General features: G+C 54.5%; 17 protein-coding genes, 2 pseudogenes and 4 riboswitches. Of the genes and pseudogenes, 11 read left to right on the top strand and 8 right to left on the bottom strand.

The window, feature by feature from the left end:
* Positions 1-6 precede the first annotated feature (6 nt).
* The 4 genes from GLX_RS06330 to GLX_RS06315 all read left to right on the top strand — a co-directional run bounded on the left by GLX_RS06330 (position 7) and on the right by GLX_RS06315 (position 4256).
* Positions 7-978, top strand: coding sequence for a FecCD family ABC transporter permease (locus tag GLX_RS06330; protein WP_193360673.1), 972 nt, complete (start codon positions 7-9; stop codon positions 976-978).
* Positions 975-1733 (top strand): ABC transporter ATP-binding protein, encoded by a 759-nt coding sequence (locus GLX_RS06325; RefSeq protein ID WP_014105166.1) that lies wholly within the window; start codon positions 975-977, stop codon positions 1731-1733. The genes GLX_RS06330 and GLX_RS06325 overlap by 4 nt, the downstream gene beginning before the upstream one ends.
* Positions 1734-1801: 68 nt before the next feature.
* A riboswitch (cobalamin riboswitch) is annotated at positions 1802-2039 on the top strand.
* A complete protein-coding gene (locus GLX_RS06320) occupies positions 1997-3157 on the top strand; it encodes a uroporphyrinogen decarboxylase/cobalamine-independent methonine synthase family protein (protein ID WP_231850417.1) in 1161 nt (386 codons plus the stop codon). It overlaps the preceding riboswitch by 43 nt.
* Before the next feature lie 7 nt (positions 3158-3164).
* The gene (locus GLX_RS06315; RefSeq protein ID WP_014105164.1) at positions 3165-4256 is read left to right on the top strand and encodes an aromatic ring-hydroxylating oxygenase subunit alpha; all 1092 of its coding nucleotides are present in this window, start codon (positions 3165-3167) and stop codon (positions 4254-4256) included.
* A 67-nt stretch (positions 4257-4323) separates the two neighbouring features.
* Here the strand turns inward: GLX_RS06315 and GLX_RS06310 are convergent, their stop codons facing one another.
* The 4 genes from GLX_RS06310 to GLX_RS06295 form a co-directional block, all read right to left on the bottom strand.
* Positions 4324-4800, bottom strand: coding sequence for a DUF2147 domain-containing protein (locus tag GLX_RS06310; protein WP_231850416.1), 477 nt, complete (start codon positions 4798-4800; stop codon positions 4324-4326).
* Between the two features lie 121 nt (positions 4801-4921).
* Entirely contained in the window at positions 4922-5287 is a 366-nt protein-coding gene (locus tag GLX_RS06305) for a hypothetical protein (RefSeq protein ID WP_148268544.1), read from the bottom strand.
* 108 nt (positions 5288-5395) lie between these two features.
* Positions 5396-5630: riboswitch (cobalamin riboswitch) on the bottom strand.
* A gap of 194 nt (positions 5631-5824) precedes the next feature.
* Complete coding sequence (locus tag GLX_RS06300; protein WP_231850415.1) at positions 5825-6181, bottom strand: hypothetical protein; 357 nt, start codon at positions 6179-6181, stop codon at positions 5825-5827.
* 103 nt (positions 6182-6284) lie between these two features.
* Positions 6285-6770 (bottom strand): hypothetical protein, encoded by a 486-nt coding sequence (locus tag GLX_RS06295; RefSeq protein ID WP_041247229.1) that lies wholly within the window; start codon positions 6768-6770, stop codon positions 6285-6287.
* A 237-nt stretch (positions 6771-7007) separates the two neighbouring features.
* Positions 7008-7253: riboswitch (cobalamin riboswitch) on the bottom strand.
* Positions 7254-7380: 127 nt separating this feature from the next.
* Positions 7381-7622: riboswitch (cobalamin riboswitch) on the top strand.
* Between the two features lie 754 nt (positions 7623-8376).
* On the opposite strand from GLX_RS06295, the pseudogene GLX_RS17080 reads away from it, so the two are divergent.
* The 5 genes and pseudogenes from GLX_RS17080 to GLX_RS06270 form a co-directional block, all read left to right on the top strand.
* Positions 8377-8583 (top strand): annotated as a pseudogene (locus tag GLX_RS17080) (integrase core domain-containing protein); the annotation flags it as partial.
* A 370-nt stretch (positions 8584-8953) separates the two neighbouring features.
* Complete coding sequence (locus GLX_RS06290; protein WP_014105162.1) at positions 8954-9937, top strand: DUF1852 domain-containing protein; 984 nt, start codon at positions 8954-8956, stop codon at positions 9935-9937.
* A gap of 26 nt (positions 9938-9963) precedes the next feature.
* A complete protein-coding gene (locus tag GLX_RS06285; RefSeq protein ID WP_014105161.1) occupies positions 9964-10992 on the top strand; it encodes a methionine synthase in 1029 nt (342 codons plus the stop codon).
* 158 nt (positions 10993-11150) lie between these two features.
* A pseudogene (locus tag GLX_RS17075) lies at positions 11151-11581 on the top strand (transposase); the annotation flags it as partial.
* Positions 11582-11956: 375 nt separating this feature from the next.
* Positions 11957-12595, top strand: coding sequence for a transposase (locus GLX_RS06270; RefSeq protein WP_014105158.1), 639 nt, complete (start codon positions 11957-11959; stop codon positions 12593-12595).
* Positions 12596-12623: 28 nt separating this feature from the next.
* Here the strand turns inward: GLX_RS06270 and GLX_RS17070 are convergent.
* Positions 12624-13381 (bottom strand): IS5 family transposase gene (locus GLX_RS17070; RefSeq protein ID WP_148268543.1). Its coding sequence is split into 2 segments (ribosomal slippage): positions 12624-13060 and positions 13060-13381, totalling 759 coding nucleotides; the frame shifts between segments, so codons are not numbered across the junction.
* Positions 13382-13490: 109 nt separating this feature from the next.
* Here GLX_RS17070 and GLX_RS06255 point away from each other — a divergent pair.
* Positions 13491-14741, top strand: coding sequence for an IS701-like element IS1452 family transposase (locus GLX_RS06255; protein WP_012812328.1), 1251 nt, complete (start codon positions 13491-13493; stop codon positions 14739-14741).
* 128 nt (positions 14742-14869) lie between these two features.
* Here GLX_RS06255 and GLX_RS18705 read toward each other — a convergent pair.
* Both GLX_RS18705 and GLX_RS17060 read right to left on the bottom strand, forming a co-directional pair.
* Positions 14870-15627 (bottom strand): IS5 family transposase gene (locus GLX_RS18705; protein ID WP_193360659.1). Its coding sequence is split into 2 segments (ribosomal slippage): positions 14870-15306 and positions 15306-15627, totalling 759 coding nucleotides; the frame shifts between segments, so codons are not numbered across the junction.
* Between the two features lie 44 nt (positions 15628-15671).
* Entirely contained in the window at positions 15672-16028 is a 357-nt protein-coding gene (locus tag GLX_RS17060) for a methylenetetrahydrofolate reductase (RefSeq protein ID WP_231850414.1), read from the bottom strand.
* Positions 16029-16407: 379 nt separating this feature from the next.
* Between GLX_RS17060 and GLX_RS06235 the strand changes: the two genes are divergently transcribed.
* Positions 16408-17310: a LysR family transcriptional regulator gene (locus GLX_RS06235; RefSeq protein ID WP_041247227.1), complete on the top strand. Its 903-nt coding sequence runs from the start codon at positions 16408-16410 to the stop codon at positions 17308-17310.
* Positions 17311-17803: 493 nt separating this feature from the next.
* Here GLX_RS06235 and GLX_RS06225 read toward each other — a convergent pair whose 3' ends face one another.
* Positions 17804-18883: an IS5 family transposase gene (locus GLX_RS06225; RefSeq protein ID WP_014105152.1), complete on the bottom strand. Its 1080-nt coding sequence runs from the start codon at positions 18881-18883 to the stop codon at positions 17804-17806.
* Positions 18884-19074: the final 191 nt, after the last annotated feature.

Here is a 19074-nt window from a genome sequence, read left to right as displayed (position 1 = left end):
AATGTCATGCTCCTGATTGGTGTTATTGGCCTGTTTGGCGCGTCGCTTATGTGGGGAGAAACCCGCGTCATGTTTTCGCATGCGCTCGCGGACATTCTGGCGGGGCGGCACAGTGTCGGGGCAATTATTATAGAGCGTCTTCGCCTGCCGCGCACGCTTCTTGCCGTGATGGTGGGTGGGACGCTGGGCCTGTCGGGTGCTGTGCTGCAGGGATATTTGCGCAATCCGCTGGCCGATCCCGGCATTCTGGGGGTATCGGGGGGGGCAGCACTGGGGGCAGTCAGCGTGTTCTATACCGGCCTCATGCAGGTTTCCATCGTGGCCCTGCCACTGGGTGGCCTGACGGGCGCGTTGTGTGCGGCTGCTGTGCTGATGGGACTGGTGGGACGCGGGGGCACGCTGGTGCTGCTGCTGGCGGGGGCGGCGCTTAGCAGTTTTGTGGCGGCCCTGACGGCGCTGGTGCTGAACCTTGTGCCCAGTCCCTATGCATCATTCGAGATCATGCACTGGCTCATGGGGTCGTTGACGGACCGTACTTTTACCCATGTCTGGATCTGCCTGCCCGGTGTTGTGTGCGGCACCCTGCTCATGCTGTCTGCGGGCCGCGCGCTGGATGCGCTGACATTGGGGGAGGACGTGGCGGAAAGCCTTGGGTTCCGGCTGCGTGGCCTGCGGGGTATCCAGACGCGTATCGTGCTGGGGGCGGCGCTGGCCGTGGGATCATGCGTGGCGGTTTCGGGGGCGATCGGTTTTGTGGGGCTGGTGGTGCCACATCTGTTGCGACCGCTGACGGGATACCAGCCATCGCGTTTGCTTGTACCATCGTTTCTGGGGGGCAGTCTGCTGCTGTTGCTGGCAGATATGGTGGTGCGTCTGGTGGCGGTCGGCCCCGAACTGCAACTGGGCGTACTGACGGCGCTGGTCGGCGCGCCGGTTTTCTTTGCACGGGTCATCATGCTGAAAAGAACCGTATCATGATCCTGTTGCAGGCACACGACGTTTCACTCCGGCGTGGAGATCGGGCTGTCGTCTCGGCCGTGTCCCTGACACTTGCGAAAGGGCGGGTCATTGGCCTGATCGGGCCGAATGGCGCAGGGAAAAGTACTTTCATGCGCCTGCTGGCAGGGCTGGAAGTTCCCGATTGTGGGGATATTCGGCTTCTGGATCGCAGCATGGGCCAGATTCCCCCGGCGCTGCGCGCCCGGCAGCTTGCCTTCATTCCGCAGGACGGGGGCTTACCACCACCCATGCCAGTGCGTGCGCTGGTCGCACTTGGGCGTCTGCCGCATGGGCAGGCGGATGATCATGCCGCCCGTCATCCAGCAGTCGACCATGCCCTTGATGTCACCGGTCTGATGGACCTGTGCGCCCGCCCGGCCAGCCATCTGTCAGGTGGGGAACGCGCGCGCATGAACCTGGCGCGTGCGCTGGCGACTGACACACCGGTCATACTGGCCGATGAACCGATCGCGGCACTCGACCCGGCACATGCCCTGTCCATGATGCAGTTGTTCCGACAGCAGGCCGAACAGGGGAAGGGGATTATCGTCGTACTGCATGACCTGGTGCTGGCGACCCGCTTCTGTGATGAGCTGGTGTTGATGGATGACGGCGTCGCCATCCGTCACGGACCGCCCACGCAGGTGCTGGATGATGACATCATGCGCACCGTTTATGGGGTCACGGTGCGACGGGTCGAGAACGCGGTACTTCCGTGGGCTTTGTGCCGTTAATGTGTGCGGTGTGTCGTGTCGTCATGCCCACGATACCTTGCGCTTAACCGTCCGCTTCAGGCATTATATAACCCTATCAAGTCGATGGCCCCACGCGAGTGGGTTAATAGGGAACACTGTCACGCTCCGGCCGGGTCATGAACCCGGGAGCGAAGTCAGAGGCTGCTCCCGCAACTGTAGGCGGTATGCCGTCGGTTCATTCACCCCGAAAAGGTGAGTCACTGTTTCCGGAAAGGAAATGGGAAGGCAGGAACCGACTGGCCATGATCCGTGAGCCAGGAGACCTGCCATCGTCATATACCAAGCCGTCGGACGGGATGTGCCGAAGGCGGGAGAAGCTTATGCCCATATGGCAGGAAGCCGCGTGTCATAACGACATGCCGCAAGGCGTGTCCTCGCGCCATTATTCATCAATCCATTCCCGATACCCAACCCGACTTCTGACGGCGACATTGGGTTTTCCGTTTGTCAGTGAGGGCCGGGGAGTCGCCTTCCAGCGCGCAGCGGGCATTTCCCATATCGCGACTGCCAATAGCCTCTGGCACAGCAGGATTGTGCAGACTGCCAGAATGTTTGGCGTTGCGACTGATGATACGGTAATGGCCTGCGACCCCGTGAATGGTGAATACCGACAGCCTGTCCTGAGACCGGCACAACCATTTCATCTTGTTCATAACTGGCCTTACGACGCGTTCGTCGCGGCGTGGCGGCAGGGTATCACGACCCGGCCCATTCTATTGGGGCCAGTCAGTTTTCTCGTCTTATGCGGCATGGCGAAGGAAGACAATATTGCTCAGAGCCTGATGCGCCTGTTACCGGCCTATATTGAATGCCTTGAACAGTTGACCACTGCAGGGTGCTTATGGGTCCAGATTGATGAACCTATCCTCGCACATCCCGATCTATCGGCTGCTACACTGACCCACATTGACGTTGCATGGCGCATCCTGGCCGAGATATCAGGTGTTACGTCACTGGTTCTGGTGGGTGGAGAAGGAGGCTTTGGGCCGCATCTTCCGTTTGTGCTGCAACTGCCTTTCGATGGTCTACATATAGATCTGGTGCACGGTTATCGCGGTTTGCCTTATGTGCTGAAGCATTTTTCAGCGGATCGCTGGCTGTCACTGGGATTGGTCGATGCCTCTGGCACGGCACCAACCCATATTGGTATGGCCCGGAGCATTGTAGAACAGATATTAAACTCCCATCGTCGGGACCGTCTTATGATCGCGCCATCCGGGGCATTGGGTGGCACGGCGGGGCTGAATGAAACAGACGACCCGGTTATGCTGCAGCAGAAAATGTCTGAAATCGTGTCATTGGCCACTTCCTGTCAGTGGAGACGCCAGACAGAGCCCGTCCACGAATTTTGTGAAAACGATATTCGTTTTGTCCCATGCGCTGCCGACAGCGTGAGACATTGAACAGATCATGACAGGAGATATATCGGAAACAACCGTGTCTGAAATCGCAGCCTCGTCAGGTGTCGATATCCGTCGCGTTCGCAGCAATCCCGATTTCTGGTATCCGGTCGCGTGGTCGCGTGAACTGCGCCGGGGCAAGGCGATCGGTGTCCGCTATGCAGGACAGCCTATTGTCGTGGTCAGGCCAGATGCCGGAGCCATTTTCGCGCTGGATGACGTCTGCCCCCACCGTCAACTCCCACTCAGCAGGGGGGAAGTGTGTGGGGATTTTGTCCGCTGTGCGTATCATGGGCTGAAATACAGTCGACGCGGCCAATGCTTTTCCCCTGACATGAAGCTGGAACGCGAACCACCTCGGCTGCGTACCTGGCCCTGTCGTGAAAAGGACGGCCTGATCTTCGTATTCATGGGGGATCTGGAAAAATCCGATAGCGTACCCCTGCCTGACTTCCCGCGTGTCCGCGACCCGCATTATAGGACCCGCCGGTTTGGCAAGGTCGTGCAGTGCCACTACAGTTTTATGCATGAGAACCTGATGGATATGAACCATCAGGTTCTCCACAGCCGTCTGGTCGGAAGCATGAAACCGCGGTTTCTGGGAATGGAGTGTGGGAAGGATTTCGTGGAGGCCCGCTATACATTTGCCCGCACGGCCGGTAAGCAGCCGTTGAGCGAAGCCCTGATTTACGGACAACGCCGGAAAGACGGCCGGGATTTCGCCTACCGGGATGTCATGACCATCCGCACGCAGTATCCGTATCAGACATTACGTATCGAAACCCAGGGCGTAGATAAACCGGTGATGGAATTGTGGATCGCCTACGTGCCCCAGGATCGGGAAGAGCTGAGCAACCGCGTTTTCGGCCTGTTATCCATACGCAGGTTGAAAATCCCGTTTGTGCTGGATCTGGCATGGCCACTGCTGATCGCCTTTACGGAGCGGGTTTTCACTGAAGATCGCGAAATTGTCGAGCTGGAGCAGCAGGCATGGCGGGAGCAGGATGGCGACCGGAATCAGGAGGTCTTTCCGGTTATCGTGGCGCTGCGCCAGATCCTTATCCAGAATGGTATGTCGCCCCGGAAGGATGCCAGGGAGTAAACCGGTCGATGCCCATGCTCCGTCTTAATGCGCATGGGCATCTTCGCCTGACCTGGCACCATGCAGATCAGGTGCTCATTTTGCAGTCCGGGCCGATATGACCCTTATAAGGGAACCAGGTCTGCGTTTGCCCGAACATCGGAATCCCGAGATAGCCCCGTAACTTGAGTTGTCCAGACTGATTAACCCACATACGGGCCTGATAGACGTGATTGGTATTGGGATCGAGAATGGACCCGTTCCAGCGGTTCGGTTGATCCGTATCTTGCACAAAGTCCTGCAGCATGGGCAAGCCACATTCCGAACGTCCTGTCTGGTCCCGTGGGATTTCATCACTATAGTTCAGGCCCACCAGCTTCCCGCACAAATGGTCGCCACACCGTGTGATCTCGAAGACACCCTTGTGGTTTCTGGTGATCCATTGCCCCAGAACGGCGGGCGGAGCTGTTGTTGCTGGAGGAACCTGTGCGTGAACAGCAGCAGTTCCTCCAATCATGACACTGAAGAATAGCGAGACACAGGTTGCTTTTTGCGCAATATGCATGATGTCTCTTTCGTTGCTTCGCGCGTGACTGAAATTATGAAATATCGGCGGATTTATCGGCGAATTCGCATGGAAAAGCGCATGACCGATGCTCCGCGATGCATGCCGTAAGAATGAGCGGTTAGGGCACCATGGATGTTTTCCATAATGGTTCTGTCGCGCCCGTCATCTGCTGTCTGAAAAGCCCGGTATGACCTTTACCATCATGCGGGCGCCCTTGGCCGGTTAAATGTGCCGTGCCCGCAATATGCGCAAAACCAATGCCGGCACATTCTCCGCTACGTATCGAGACGGGATAGGTATGGCTGCCATATATCGGCGTGTCATGTCCCCACACGTCGCCAGAAGCCACGTCCGTCCGGCGCACGCTGAAGGAAATGTCGTCGGTGCTGGTGTCAGGAATATCAGCAGTATGAGCACATGTCCCTGAACCATACAGGGCGAGTGGACCGGTTGTCAGAAACGCGCCGGTCACATAGCGCCGCATTATGATGTCTCCACCAGAATTATGAAACATCTGGGGCATCGCTCAGTTATAATGGTCTTCCCATAACGCATGGGCAATCTCCTGCCTTCGGTGCATCCCGCCCGACGACGTGGTTTGCAGACGAGGGCAGGTCTCCTGGCTCACGGATCATGGCCTGCCAGTCCATGCCTTCCCATTTCCCGAAGGAAACAGTGGCTCACCCGCAGGTGAACGAACCGGTGGCATACCGCATACAGTTGCGGGAGCAGCCGCTGACTGGCTCCCGGAACAGAATTGTCCAGCCGGAGCGTTACAGCATTCCCTTTTAACCCGCTTGCACGGGGCCATCGTCAATCAAGAGTCTCATCTGATTATGCGCGAAGCGAAAGGAACGCCCAATTCCTCGAAACGCGATGCCGGTCTGCATGGAGCGAAGAGCTTGTTGATACTGATCAAACCGCTCGTCCCACCCCGATAACGCCAGATTCCTGAGTATCTTCACGCTTGTAACCGACAGGTGGGGTTACGCCGCTCATGCGGTGACCACTATGCTTTCAGTCAACCCTTTGGGCTTGGTATACCGTATAGGTGCATGGCGGCATCACGCGCGCCAATGGTCCAGTGTGCGGAAATATAGGCCTGAAGCAAAGCCATACGCGCCTCGATCCCGTGCGTGTTTGATAAATCGCAGGCTGTATCCACATAGGCCAGAGCCTCTGACAGCAGGGGCGAAAACAGTTCCTCCAGGTAGTTGCCCCGCGCCTTCGGCGCAGCGGGAAGCTGATCAGCGGGAGGTGCCAGACGAAGGAATGTTTCAAATCCATCTGCACGAATGCGGTCTTCCGGGTTTGGAACAGGGAGTTCCGTCCTGGCTATTGCCTGAATGACGTCTTCCCGGAGAGGTGCGGATTCCATAAGGCGGGATACCGATATGGAACGTCGACGTCGCCGCTGTTGTATGAGGATAAAACCCGGCGAAGGTACGGGAGAAGCCATCTTTTTTCTCAATCGGAATGGATTAACTGGAAAGGGCTGCATTGGACCGGTCTTCGTATGTCAGGATGCGGGCATCCTCGTCACGCCATGCTTCGATCATGTCAGGATTCTGGTTAAGCCATCCAATTCTCTCGGCGCAAGATACAGGAACTCTCAATTTTTGACCGCGCTGGTTATTCAGGATTATTCCGGTCTGCTGCAGGTGCCCATCTTGTATCCAGAGCAGACGTTTCTGGTTGGTGATCCCTAGTATCCGTTGCACCTGCCGCCGCGTAAATGGACGGGAAAACAGCGCGTTGATCTGTTTTTCCACTGAGTTGGCAATAGATTCCAAAGCGTCGGTCCTTTTACGCATAAGGACCGCTACAAAGCGGACGAAAAGCTGTTTTACCTCGGGCTGCCGCAGGCGAAGGGCCAAGGATTGATCAAGACATGCATCAGAAAACATACACATTGCGACAACCGGCTCTGGTTCTGTAACGGCTGCCATGCTCATATCTGTGTTCATGGATATTTCTTTTTTATCCAGAATAAAATGTAGGTACCTGTGTCACGAGGTCAGGAAATTACGTGCGAGTTATAAGCCGCCGGCCAGAAGGCCTACGAAGAGAACCTCTTTGCGAAGCCGGGATTTATCCGGGTACAGACTAATAATCCGCATATATAGGGAGCCTTGACAGGCACATCGATAAGCAAAAGAACGCGTCACGGCTGATCTCCTGCCGCCGGTCAGTCCCGCCCGGTGGCACGGTTTGCGACGGTAGCAGGTTTCCTGGCTCACGGATCATGGCAGTTCGGTCCTGTCTTCCCACTTCCCTTACTGGAAGCAGTGACCCATCTGACTGAATATCAGATGATTGGATCCGTCTACATACCGCCTACAGTTGCGGGCGCAGCCACCGACTGGCTCCCGGATCATTACAGATCCCGCCAGAGCTTACGGTATTCCCTATTACTCCGCTTGCGCGGCACCACCGACATAAAGGCTTGCTGCAATATGCGTCAGGTCTCGTGAGCTACGCAATATGGATTTTTCAAAAACCTGCAATGAAAGAGCATGGTGTCCTTCACACAGACGGGAAGCTGGCAGACTTGCACTGTGGGCTGGCCTGCGCCACACTACCTTTACATCACAAGGCCCCGTGCGAACGGGTTAATAGGGAACGCCGTGCGTTCTGGCAGGGCTTATCAGGGTCCGGGAACAAGTCGGTGGCTGCCCCCGCAACTGTAGGCGGAGAGATTCCGGATCGTATGTCCTTATGACAGGACCCGTCACTGGCTATGACGAACAGGCTGGGAAGACTGAACCGGTATTGACGACCCGTAAGCCAGGAGACCTGCCTTTGTGACGTAACCAGTTCTATCGGGCGGGGTGCCCGACAGACGGAGTGACGGCCATGTTTTCTGTTTTATCCGCAGCTTTCCCCATTCGCGTGTTCTTTTCTGAGCAGTGTTGAAGAATGACGTACGTCGGGCAATGGCATGTCGCGGGCCTACTCCCGTCAAACACTTCAAAGGAAACACGGGAAATGCATACATATATTGGCGGTAGCCAGCGAAACGGAACGGGTCGATCCTATTTTGGATCGGAAAGCCTGACCCCCGCACAGAAACGGGCTATTTTGTCCCTGCCAGAAGATGGTGGGTATGGAACCTTACTGGACGGAGGAAGTATCCGGTCATCTCTCGTATTGATGGGCTTTATCGCCGGTGGATGTTCGGCGCGGTGGGGCATGGAACGCTCCCGCCTTACCGAACGTGGCCGGGAACTGCGACACAAAATCGAAGGTCGCTGATTTTAGTAGTGAGGTTGTGTGACGCTACTGGCGGAATCGAGAATTGCATTGAGCCGAGGCTTCTACGGCATATTGTCAGTTAATGAGGATAATGATTGAGGCAAACCGAACGACTGCGAGGAAGGTTGATTTCGGTTTATCGTAGCGGGTTGCGATGACGCGGAACTGGACTTGTAACGGTTTTGTGCCGGTCATCTGGTAATCCCCTCATAAAAAGAGTGGCTTTTGAAAGAGAATTTTCTCAGCGTAAGGATGAGGAGATTCTGATGAAGAGAGATCGCTTTATTGATGCCCGGATCATGGGTGTGATCCGCCAGGCTGAGGGCAGGCACTCCGCAGCAGAACGCTTATATCGAACGCTACAACAGAACTGTCCGGCAGGAATGGCTTGAGCAGTCTCTGTTTGAAACCATTCAGGACGTGCAGGAAGTCGCAACACAATGGCTCTGGACATATAACAATGACAGACCCAACATGGGGAACGGCGGGTTTACACCCGCCCGGAAACTAAAAGAAGCTGCCTGAATTCTCGGTCAGAACCCCACTAAAAATGGGGGGGATTACCCCTGCTTCACAAAGATCGGCTTTGGATCCCAAAAGCCGCTTGACCACAACGGATACTCTCAGAAAATGGGCTCACACAGGTCAGAGGCTATAACCGTTGGTATTACTTTTGCGCTTTATCTTTTCCAAAGGCAATTCCACTAAATTCATTCATGAAATATATTAATGATTTTATGAAATAAAATCATTTTTGATCATAAGTGTGTTCAGGCATAAATGCAGCCATGATGACCACCACCGCATGGGAAAGCCAGAAGTTAAAACTGAAGATGTCTTGCATCATCAGTGCTCGCATTCTGGTTCGGGGTGAGAAAAAGAACGCAGGACCGCAATGATTCAGGACACCACATTCAGTATCCATCGGCTTCGTTTCGATGAAAACTATCACCCTTCCGATAGAACGCGCCTTACAACCAATTTTGCCAATCTGGCGAGAGGAGAAAGTCGCCAGGAAAATCTGCGTAACGTCCTGCAGATGATAGACAATCGGTTTAATGATCTGGCGCAGTGGGATAATGCCAACAGAGATCGCTACACTCTTGAACTTGAGATCATCTCTGTCGAAATGGATCTCGCCTTTGCTGGTAAAAACGGTAGCTTTCCTCTGATTGAAGTCCTCTACACAACAATTGTTGATAAAAACGCCAATAAACGGATAGAAGGTCTCGCTGGGAACAGTTTTTCCTCGTACGTGCGGGATTACGACTTCAGCGTGTTGTTACCAGCTTACAATAAAGAGAAAACCGAATTCAGTGTCCCGCATAATTATGGAGACCTGCATGGAAATCTCTTTAAAAGCGTTATGAACTCGTCTGTTTACAAGAAAAATTTCAAAAAACTTCCTGTTATCTGCCTGAGTGTCTCGACCAATCGCACCTATCATCGGACAAAAAATCAACATCCTGTTCTCGGCGTTGAATATGAACAACGTGAATTTTCTCTGACGGACCATTACTTTAAAAAAATGGGAATGCAGGCTCGCTATTTCATGCCGCGCAATAGCGCTGCCCCACTAGCCTTTTATTTTTTTGGCGATCTGCTGTCTGATTACTCTACTCTTGAACTAATCAGCACTATCAGCGTGATGGAATCTTTTCAGAAGGTTTACCGTCCTGAAATTTACAATTCCAACTCCGCTGCGGCTGACTATTATCAGCCGAGCCTTAAACATCAGGATTATTCCAACACCCGCATTGTATACGACCGTGAGGAGCGTAAACAACTGGCGATCTCACAGGGACATTATACGGACGAGCAGTTCATCAGGCCGTATCACGACATTCTTGAAAAATGGTCTGCCGGTTACACCGCTTAGATATCAGAAACACAAGGTCATCTCTCATGAAAACACTGCTCCCTACTTCAACGGCGGGTAGTCTGCCCAAACCCTCGTGGCTCGCCCAGCCTAAGACACTCTGGTCTCCTTGGAGATTACAGGGGGAAGAACTGGTCGAGGGTAAACAGGATGCACTTCGCCTAACGCTGGACGATCAGGACCGTGCTGGCATTGATATCGTCAGTGACGGTGAACAGACACGTCAGCATTTCGTCACGACATTTATTGAGCATCTCAGTGGCGTCGACTTCAAAAACCGTCAGACGGTTAAAATTCGCAACCGCTATGATGCGAGCGTGCCGTCCGTTATCGGCACCGTAGCGCGCGAAAAACCGGTTTTTGTCGAGGATGCAAAGTTTTTACGCACATTGACAAAGAAACCTATCAAATGGGCGCTCCCCGGCCCCATGACCATGATCGACACACTCCATGATGGTCACTACAAAAGCCGCGAAAAACTGGCCTGGGAATTTGCAAAAATTCTTAATCAGGAAGCTAAAGAGCTGGAAGCCGCTGGTATCGACATCATCCAGTTCGATGAGCCTGCCTTCAATGTTTTCTTTGATGAGGTCAATGACTGGGGCGTTGCCATGCTGGAAAAAGCCATTGAAGGACTGAAATGTGAAACCGCAGTGCATATCTGTTATGGTTACGGCATCAAAGCCAATATCGACTGGAAAAATGCTCTTGGGGAAGAGTGGCGTCAGTATGAAGAGATCTTTCCCAAACTGCAGAAATCCAATATCGATCTGATCTCGCTTGAATGTCAGAACTCCCGCGTTCCGATGGATCTGATTGAACTCATTCGTGGGAAAAAGGTCATGGTCGGCGCGATTGACGTGGCCACCAAAACCATTGAGACACCTGAGCAAGTCGCAAATATCCTACGAAAAGCGCTTCAGTTCGTTGATGCAGACAAGCTTTATCCCTGCACTAATTGCGGTATGGCACCGTTGTCGCGTGATGTAGCGCGTGGCAAACTGAATGCTCTGGGCACGGGTACGGAAATTGTTCGAAAAGAACTGTCGGCCTGACAGACAACTCGGCAGGTTTTTATCGTGGAGGGCACGCAGGTCTTGCCCTACCATAGGGCCTGAATTCCTAAAAATATCAACAGTCAGGTGGTAATCCCCCCATAAAAAGAGTGGCTTTTGAAAGAGAATTTTCTCAGCGTAAGGATGAGGAGATTCTGATGAAGAGAGATCGCTTTACTGATGCCCGGATCATGGGTGTGATCCGCCAGGCTGAGGGCGGGATCTCTGTTCCTGACCTGTGCCGGGAGCATGGGATCAGCAACGCCACGTTTTACCGGTGGCGTGCGAAATATGGCGGCATGGATGCGTCAATGATCAGTCAGATGAAGGCTCTGGAAGAGGAGAACCGTCGGCTGAAGCGGATGTATGCGGATCTGAGCATGCAGACGGATATCCTGAAGGAGGCTTTGGGAAAAAAATGAAGCGGCCAGCCCGGCACCAGGAACTGGCCGCACAGGCTGTGGCGCATCACGGGGTCAGCATTGCGCTGGCCTGTCGGTTTTTTGAGATATCCGAGACCTGCTTTCGCTATCGTCCACAACTGGCAGAAGAGAACGACAGGATTGCCGATCTGCTGATGGGACTGACACAGGCTTGTCTTATGCATTCCGTGTTGCTGCGTGCGACAAAGGACTGATTTTCCCGGGATGGCCATCCCGGGAAAATCAAGAAGGGGACGGGTCGGTAACAGGCGGACCTGAATGGGTCGACTTGAGAGTATGACCACCCCTTCTTTTCCTTGTGGCCTGAACGGATACCCAAGGTCCGGCCTCGGATGACAAGCATAGGACATGGAAAAGATGATGCATCCAGTTGCGGCTTCCAGGGCCGAATTGCCACCCGCATCGATCACAATCGGGATCGATGTATCCAAGGATCATCTCGACGCTGCCCGTCACCCCGGCGGTGATAGCGTCCGTGTCGCCAACACCCGCAAGGGCCAGACCGCGCTTCTGCGCTGGAGATGCTGGCGCGCTATGGTGCTCTGCTGGAGCCGGTTGCCCGTCCGGTCCGCACGGATCTACAGAACCGCCTGGCCGAACTGGTGGCCGCGCGCCGCAGTTTGATGCGCGACCGCACGGCAACGCTCAATCTCCTCAAGACCCTGACGATCGGCTTGCTGCAGCGCCACGCGCGTCATCGCCTGCGGCAGATCGAGGCGCAGGTTACATCCCTCGATGCGGCGACTGACGCACTCGTGGCGGAAGATGCGCATCTGTCCCGGCGCCGGGACGTGCTGGCCAGTATTCCGGGACTGGGGACGGTCACGGCTCATGCGCTTCTGGCCGACATGCCCGAGCTCGGCATGATGGAAGAAGGTCAGGCAACCTCCCTTGCCGGGCTGGCACCCATCACGCGCCAGTCCGGCACATGGCGAGGCCGCAGCTTCATCCAGGGCGGTCGTGCCACCGTGCGGCAAGCGCTCTACATGCCGGCCATCGTCGCCATGCGGTTCAACCCAGACCTCAAGCGTGTTTACGACCGGCTCATCGCCAAGGGGAAACACGCCAGGATCGCCATTACCGCAATCATGCGAAAGCTCATCGTGCTCGCAAACGCCTTGTTTCACAAAGAGCGGCTTTGGATCCCAAAAGCCGCTTGATCACAACGGATACTGCTAGGCTCAGGACTCATAGCCAGAAGATGACGGTTGCAGCGAGGCAGATGGCTGAGAAGAAGACGTTCGGGCATCTGTCATAGCGTGTTGCGACCCGCCGCCAGTCTTTGAGGCGGCCGAACATGATTTCGATGCGGTTGCGTCTTTTGTATTTTCGCTTGTCGTATTTGACTGGTTTTCCGCGGGATCTTCTTCCCGGAATGCAGGGCCTGATCCCTTTTTCCTCCAGAGCATCCCGGAACCAGTCAGCATCATAACCCCGATCCGCCAGCAACCACTGTGCCATGGGAAGGCTGTCCAGCAGAGCAGAGGCTCCGGTGTAATCACTGATCTGTCCGGCTGTCATAAAGAAGCCCAGCGGTCGTCCGTTCTGATCGGTAACCGCATGCAGCTTGGTGTTCATGCCCCCTTTAGTGCGTCCGATCAGGCGGCCTGGATCCCCTTTTTTAACCGCAGGCTTGAAGCCGTGCGGTGTGCCTTGAGATAGGTCGCATCAATCATAATAGTCTGAGGCTCAGCCTTCGCGGTAGACAGGCCATCCATCATCCGCATGAAAATGCCCATGTCGCCCCAACGCTTCCAACGGTTGTAGAGCGTCTTGTGCGGACCGTATTCTCGGGGCGCATCACGCCAGCGCATACCATTGCGGTTCACAAAAATGATGCCGCTCAGCACGCGGCGGTCATCAACGCGCGGTTTACCGTGGCTCTTGGGAAAGAACGGCCGCAGACGCTCCATCTGTTCATCCGTCAGCCAAAACAGGTCGCTCATCTTCAGTCTCCTTGCAGAGCCTGAAGCAAAATTCCCTACATAAATCAATGGGTCCTGAGCCTAGCACTACAGTTGCATTTTGTGTTGAGTTCTGAATCTATGGGTAACCATGATTCAGGATATGATGAGTGGCGGTACGTCTGTTGAAGAGACGCTGGAATTATGGGCGCGCTCGCTTCGGTCCGCCAAGGATCGGATGGCGCCGCTGTTCACGCAAAAACGTGTCGTAGATTCGGCCTGTGCTTTTCTTGATGTTTTGATTGGCAATGAACCACGCAAGACGGGATGGATGCGAGCGGAAGCCGCAGGAGATCCTGGTCCATGGCGGCAGCAGGCGCTTCTGGGACGCGGGCACTGGGATGCCGATGCCCTTCGTGACGTCGTCAGGGATTATGTGATTGAGCATCTGGGCACTGAAGAGGGCGTGCTGGTCATTGATGAGACCGGTTTTCTGAAGAAGGGTCAGGCGTCCTGCGGTGTGGGGCGGCAGTATACGGGATCTGCCGGCAAGATCACGAACTGCCAGATTGGTGTGTTTGGCGCTTATGTTTCGGAACGGGGGCATGCCTTTATTGACCGCGCCCTGTATCTCCCGAAAGACTGGACATCAAAGCCTGAGCGTCTGAAGCGGGCCCACGTTCCCGATGACGTGGTGTTTGCAACCAAACCGGCGTTAGCCTCGATGATGATTGAGCGAAGTATTGAGGCCGGTGTGCCGTTCCGCTGGGTTGCAGCAGACAGCGTGTATGGCGTGGGCGACGTAGAACGCACGCTTCGCCGGGCAGGAATTGGATATGTGCTTGGGGTCAAGGGCAATCACTGGTTCGGATCATGGGCAACGGAACCGCTGATTGCCGGAGAGGCGAAAGATATTGCAGCAGGACTGCCAGACCAGGCCTGGCGTCGTCTGTCAGCGGGGCACGGCACAAAAGGTGAGCGACTTTATGACTGGGCGTATCTTCCGCTTGCTGATCTGGATGCTGAAGAATTTGACTGCCCTATAGCCGGACCATGGACACGTGGCCTGTTGATCCGCCGAAACATCGCTGACGGGGACCTTGCCTATTTTACGACCTGGAGCCCGAAAGGGACAACCACGCAGGAACTGGTGAACGTTGAAGGGACGCGCTGGAGGATCGAAGAAGGGTTCGAGACGGCCAAAAACGAATTTGGTCTTGATCATAACGAGACCCGCTCCTGGCATGGTTGGCATCGGCACGTCTCTCTGGTCATGCTGGCCTATGCCGTCATGGCCAGTGTCCGTTACCAGGCAAACTCACTGAAACCGAAAAAAACACAACTCAGAACACGACAGTCCTTGTCCGCTGGTCCATTCAGGAGATCAGGCGCCTCGTCGTAAAACTTGCACAACGCAGACTACCCGTCTCTCACATCCTCAGATGGTCCGTCTTTCGACGAACGCATCAGGCCAGTGCTATCCGCGCTCACTCACGACACAAAATGCAACTGTAGTGCTAGGCTCAGGACTCATAGCCAGAAGATGACGGTTGCAGCGAGGCAGATGGCTGAGAAGAAGACGTTCGGGCATCTGTCATAGCGTGTTGCGACCTGCCGCCAGTCCTTGAGGCGGCCGAACATGATTTCGATGCGGTTGCGTCTTTTGTATTTTCGCTTGTCGTATTTGACTGGTTTTCCGCGGGATCTTCTTCCCGGAATGCAGGGCCTGATCCCTTTTTCCTCCAGAGCATCCCGGAACCAGTCAGCATCATAACCCCGATCCGCCAGCAACCACTGTGCCATGGGAAGGCTGTCCAGCAGAGCAGAGGCTCCGGTGTAATCACTGATCTGTCCGGCTGTCATAAAGAAGCTCAGCGGTCGTCCGTTCTGATCGGTAACCGCATGCAGCTTGGTGTTCATGCCCCCTTTAGTGCGTCCGATCAGGCGGCCTGGATCCCCTTTTTTAACCGCAGGCTTGAAGCCGTGTGGTGTGCCTTGAGATAGGTCGCATCAATCATAATAGTCTGAGGCTCAGCCTTCGCGGTAGACAGGCCATCCATCATTCGCATGAAAATGCCCATGTCGCCCCAACGCTTCCAACGGTTGTAGAGCGTCTTGTGCGGACCGTATTCCCGGGGCGCATCACGCCAGCGCATACCATTGCGGTTCACAAAAATGATGCCGCTCAGCACGCGGCGGTCATCAACGCGAGGTTTACCATGGCTCTTGGGAAAGAACGGCCGCAGACGCTCCATCTGTTCATCCGTCAGCCAAAACAGGTCGCTCATCTTCAGTCTCCTTGCAGAACCTGAAGCAAAATTCCCTACACAAATCAATGGGTCCTGAGCCTAGCTTCCGGGCTTGACGCCGCAGGGTGAATTTCAGGGCAGGCGGCCACAGAGATATCAAAATCCGCGATGAGATGCAGATCAGCGACAAGATCGCTGGCATAGGTATAACCCCCTGGTCTCGAAGTGTAATCAGTAGTGCCTGTAGAAAAATCGTCATGAAGGGGCACGATATGATTAACACCAGCATCCCAATAACGACGGGTAAAGTCATCCACCTCTTCGCGGTTTGCACCGACACAGGTCAGATGGACGGTGGGAACGAGGCCTGTCTCCTGCTTCAGACGCAATACCGTGGAGAGAGTATCGGCCTGCGTGATTCCGCCCGCGCCATAGGTCACCGAGACAAAGCAGGGTACAAGTAGTGCCAGAGCCGTTGCTCGATTGTGTCAGTTCGCGGTGGAACAAATTCGAAGACAGAATTGGAGCTTCGGAATTACGCGACAACAATCCGTTAATATGCCTTTCTGAGAACCAGTTGCTCAACCTCTCTGTCATGTCAGTAGCAAGTACTCACAACGTCCAATTTTTTCTTGAAAATATCAGGGAAAAGTTGGACGCTTTGTTTGAAGCCAGAGTAAAAATGGTCGTGAGTGTCAATGAAGACCATGATCCGTGTCCGTATGAATGATTGCTTTCCGATGATAGAAGTTTATAAAAATGAACTGGAATGATATATTTTTATATCTATATAAATTTTGTGCATTTATCGGACAGAACATGAGCATTCTGGAACGCAGTCATTTGACAATCATTCGGGAAGTTGCACGGGAAGGTTCGCTGACGGCTGCCGGGGCACGTCTGAACCTGACCCAACCTGCGCTTAGCCATTCCATTCGCAAGATTGAACAACAGCTTGGCGTCAAGATATGGCGGCGGGAGGGGCGATCTCTTGTTCTTACTCAGGCCGGTGAATGGCTTTTGTCACTGGCAAACCGTCTGCTCCCACAATTTGAACTGGCGGAAAGCCATCTTGAACAGTTCGCAAATGGCGGGCGTGGTACACTGCGTATAGGGATGGAATGCCATCCCTGTTATCAGTGGCTTTTAAAAGTCGTTTCACCATATCTGGAGAAATGGCCAAAGGTCGATGTGGATGTAAGACAGAAATTCCAGTTTGGCGGGATCGGTGCGCTGTTCAGTAATGAAATCGATATTCTGGTGACCCCTGATCCACTTTACAAACCCGGTCTGAAATTTACGCCGGTATTTGACTATGAACTGGTGCTGGCTGTCGGCCCCGAACATCCTCTTCGAAAGGCCAAATTTGTCTTGCCGGAACAACTGGCAGACGAAACGTTGATTACCTATCCCGTGCCGTCTGAACGACTTGATATTTACACGCAATTCTTACAACCAGCTGGTATTGGACCACGGCAGCAGAAACAGATTGAAACGACGGACATCATGCTGGTGATGGTGACCCATGGAAGGGGCGTTGCGGCACTTCCCCGCTGGCTTGTGAAGGAGTATGCCTCCCGCTTTAAACTCTATCCTGTAAAGTTAGGTAAACACGGCATTGCGAAACAAATATTCCTTGGCCATCGAGAAACGGATGACAACATTCGTTATCTCTGCAATTTTATTGAATTTGCGGCTTCTCCTCACTTGATCGTGCCCTGATGCAGTCTTGGGTGTTTCCTGCCTATTATGCATAGTCACATGTCGGCAGAATCCTGCAGAGTGACCCGACACCATATGTCTGCCGGTGCTAATTAATGAAGCGCGTCATGGCCTGAAGCAGCGCAAGACACTGCGCCCCAAAGGCAAGCTCCAACGCGGCGCGTTCCAGTATTTCCATGCTCGCGCCAGCGATTGCCACGACTGTCCGTTGCGGGCGCGGTGCGTTCGCCCTTCGCGTCATACCCATGTCGTCGTCTTCGACGTCAACCATCCCTCCTTGCTCAGGGCGCGAGGAAAACGGCTCGCATGGGGCGAGCACGAAAACTGCCTGTATGAACGGCACCGCTGACACGTCGAAGGTGGAGGGATCGAAGAACCGTTGATTGGCGCGCGTGGTTCCTGATTTCAGGCTTTTGTCGTGCTGATTGACGGTTCTTGGGGTGACTTTTGATCTGCGTCTTGAGCAGATCGGACGCTGTCGCCAATGGGATAGCTACGCGGCCGCGTTCAACCTCTCGAGGAAGAGGAAGCGGCGCATGTTGTAGACGATATTGGCCAAGCCAATCCTCATGGTGGCCCGGGTAATGCCCACGGTCCGGACGAACAATCCCGTCTGCGATTTCTGATCGGCAAAGACATGCTCGACGCGGGATCGGATGACGGACTTCCCTGCGTTAGAGCGCTGGATATGGCGGGGCATGGGCTTGAGATGCGGCTTTTTCCTGTGAACCTTCGAGACGAAACCCTCTTTGTCCATGAAGTCCTCATTGGCTTTCGAGCGATACGCGGTGTCGGCCCAAACGCTTGAGGCCGTATTGGTTTTATCGAGCAAGCCCTCGCGCAGCCTGGCACCATCACTGGCGGCGGCATCCGTCGCTTTCCATTTCCGGATCAGTCGAAACTTTCGATCGATGAAAATATGCGATTTGTAGCCAAAGAACGGAATGGCGAGGTCCGTGGACGGGAGCGTCCCGTCCTCCTGCCGCTTTGCCTTCGTGAACTTCAGTGTCCATCGCGCATGGCGATCCTTGTGGGACAACTTGGCAGGCTTGTCCTGCCAGTCCTGCGGAATGCGGCCTTCCCGAAGATCAACTTTCTCCGCGTTGGTATTGCGCTGCTTTGGCGCCGCCACCAGCGTGGCATCCAGGATCTGGCCGGACATCGGCAGATACCCGGCGTTTCGCAGGGTGGCGTCAAAGCGCTCGAACAGCTTCTGGATGGCGCCAGCCTCGGTCAGCCGTTCACGGAACAGCCAGACCGTTTTGGCGTCAGGCACCCGGTCCGATAACGCCAGGCCGAGGAAGCGCATGAAGGACAGCCGGTCGTTGATCAGATACTCCGTTCGCTCGTCGGAGAGATTGTTCAGCGTCTGGATCACCAGGATCTTGAACATCAGCACCGGATCAAACGGGGGACGGCCACCTTTACTTCCGTCCGCATAGGCCAGAGCCCTGTCCAGATCAGGACGGAACACCTCAAAATCCACAGTCCGAGAAAACGCTTCGAGCTGATCGCCAAGGCCACTCAAACGGGCTAGTCGCTCGTCCACATCAAAGAAGCCCGGCTGCTTCATGAGCCATTCCCTCAATCATCACAGAAGAGAGGGAATCACACACAGAGGGCCAGAACCAGGGGTTTTTCGAACCCTCCAATTGTGTTCTTCTGGCATCACTTTCTGATTATATCTGTAAAAATACACATATATATATGAATATATATAGACAATCCTGGTTCGTGCCGTGCAGAAGGAGCTACCTTTTGTTT

The sequence above is a fragment of the Komagataeibacter medellinensis NBRC 3288 genome, from assembly GCF_000182745.2.
GTDB classification, from domain to species: Bacteria; Pseudomonadota; Alphaproteobacteria; order Acetobacterales; family Acetobacteraceae; genus Komagataeibacter; species Komagataeibacter medellinensis.
This window is presented reverse-complemented; position numbering and strand designations above follow the sequence as displayed.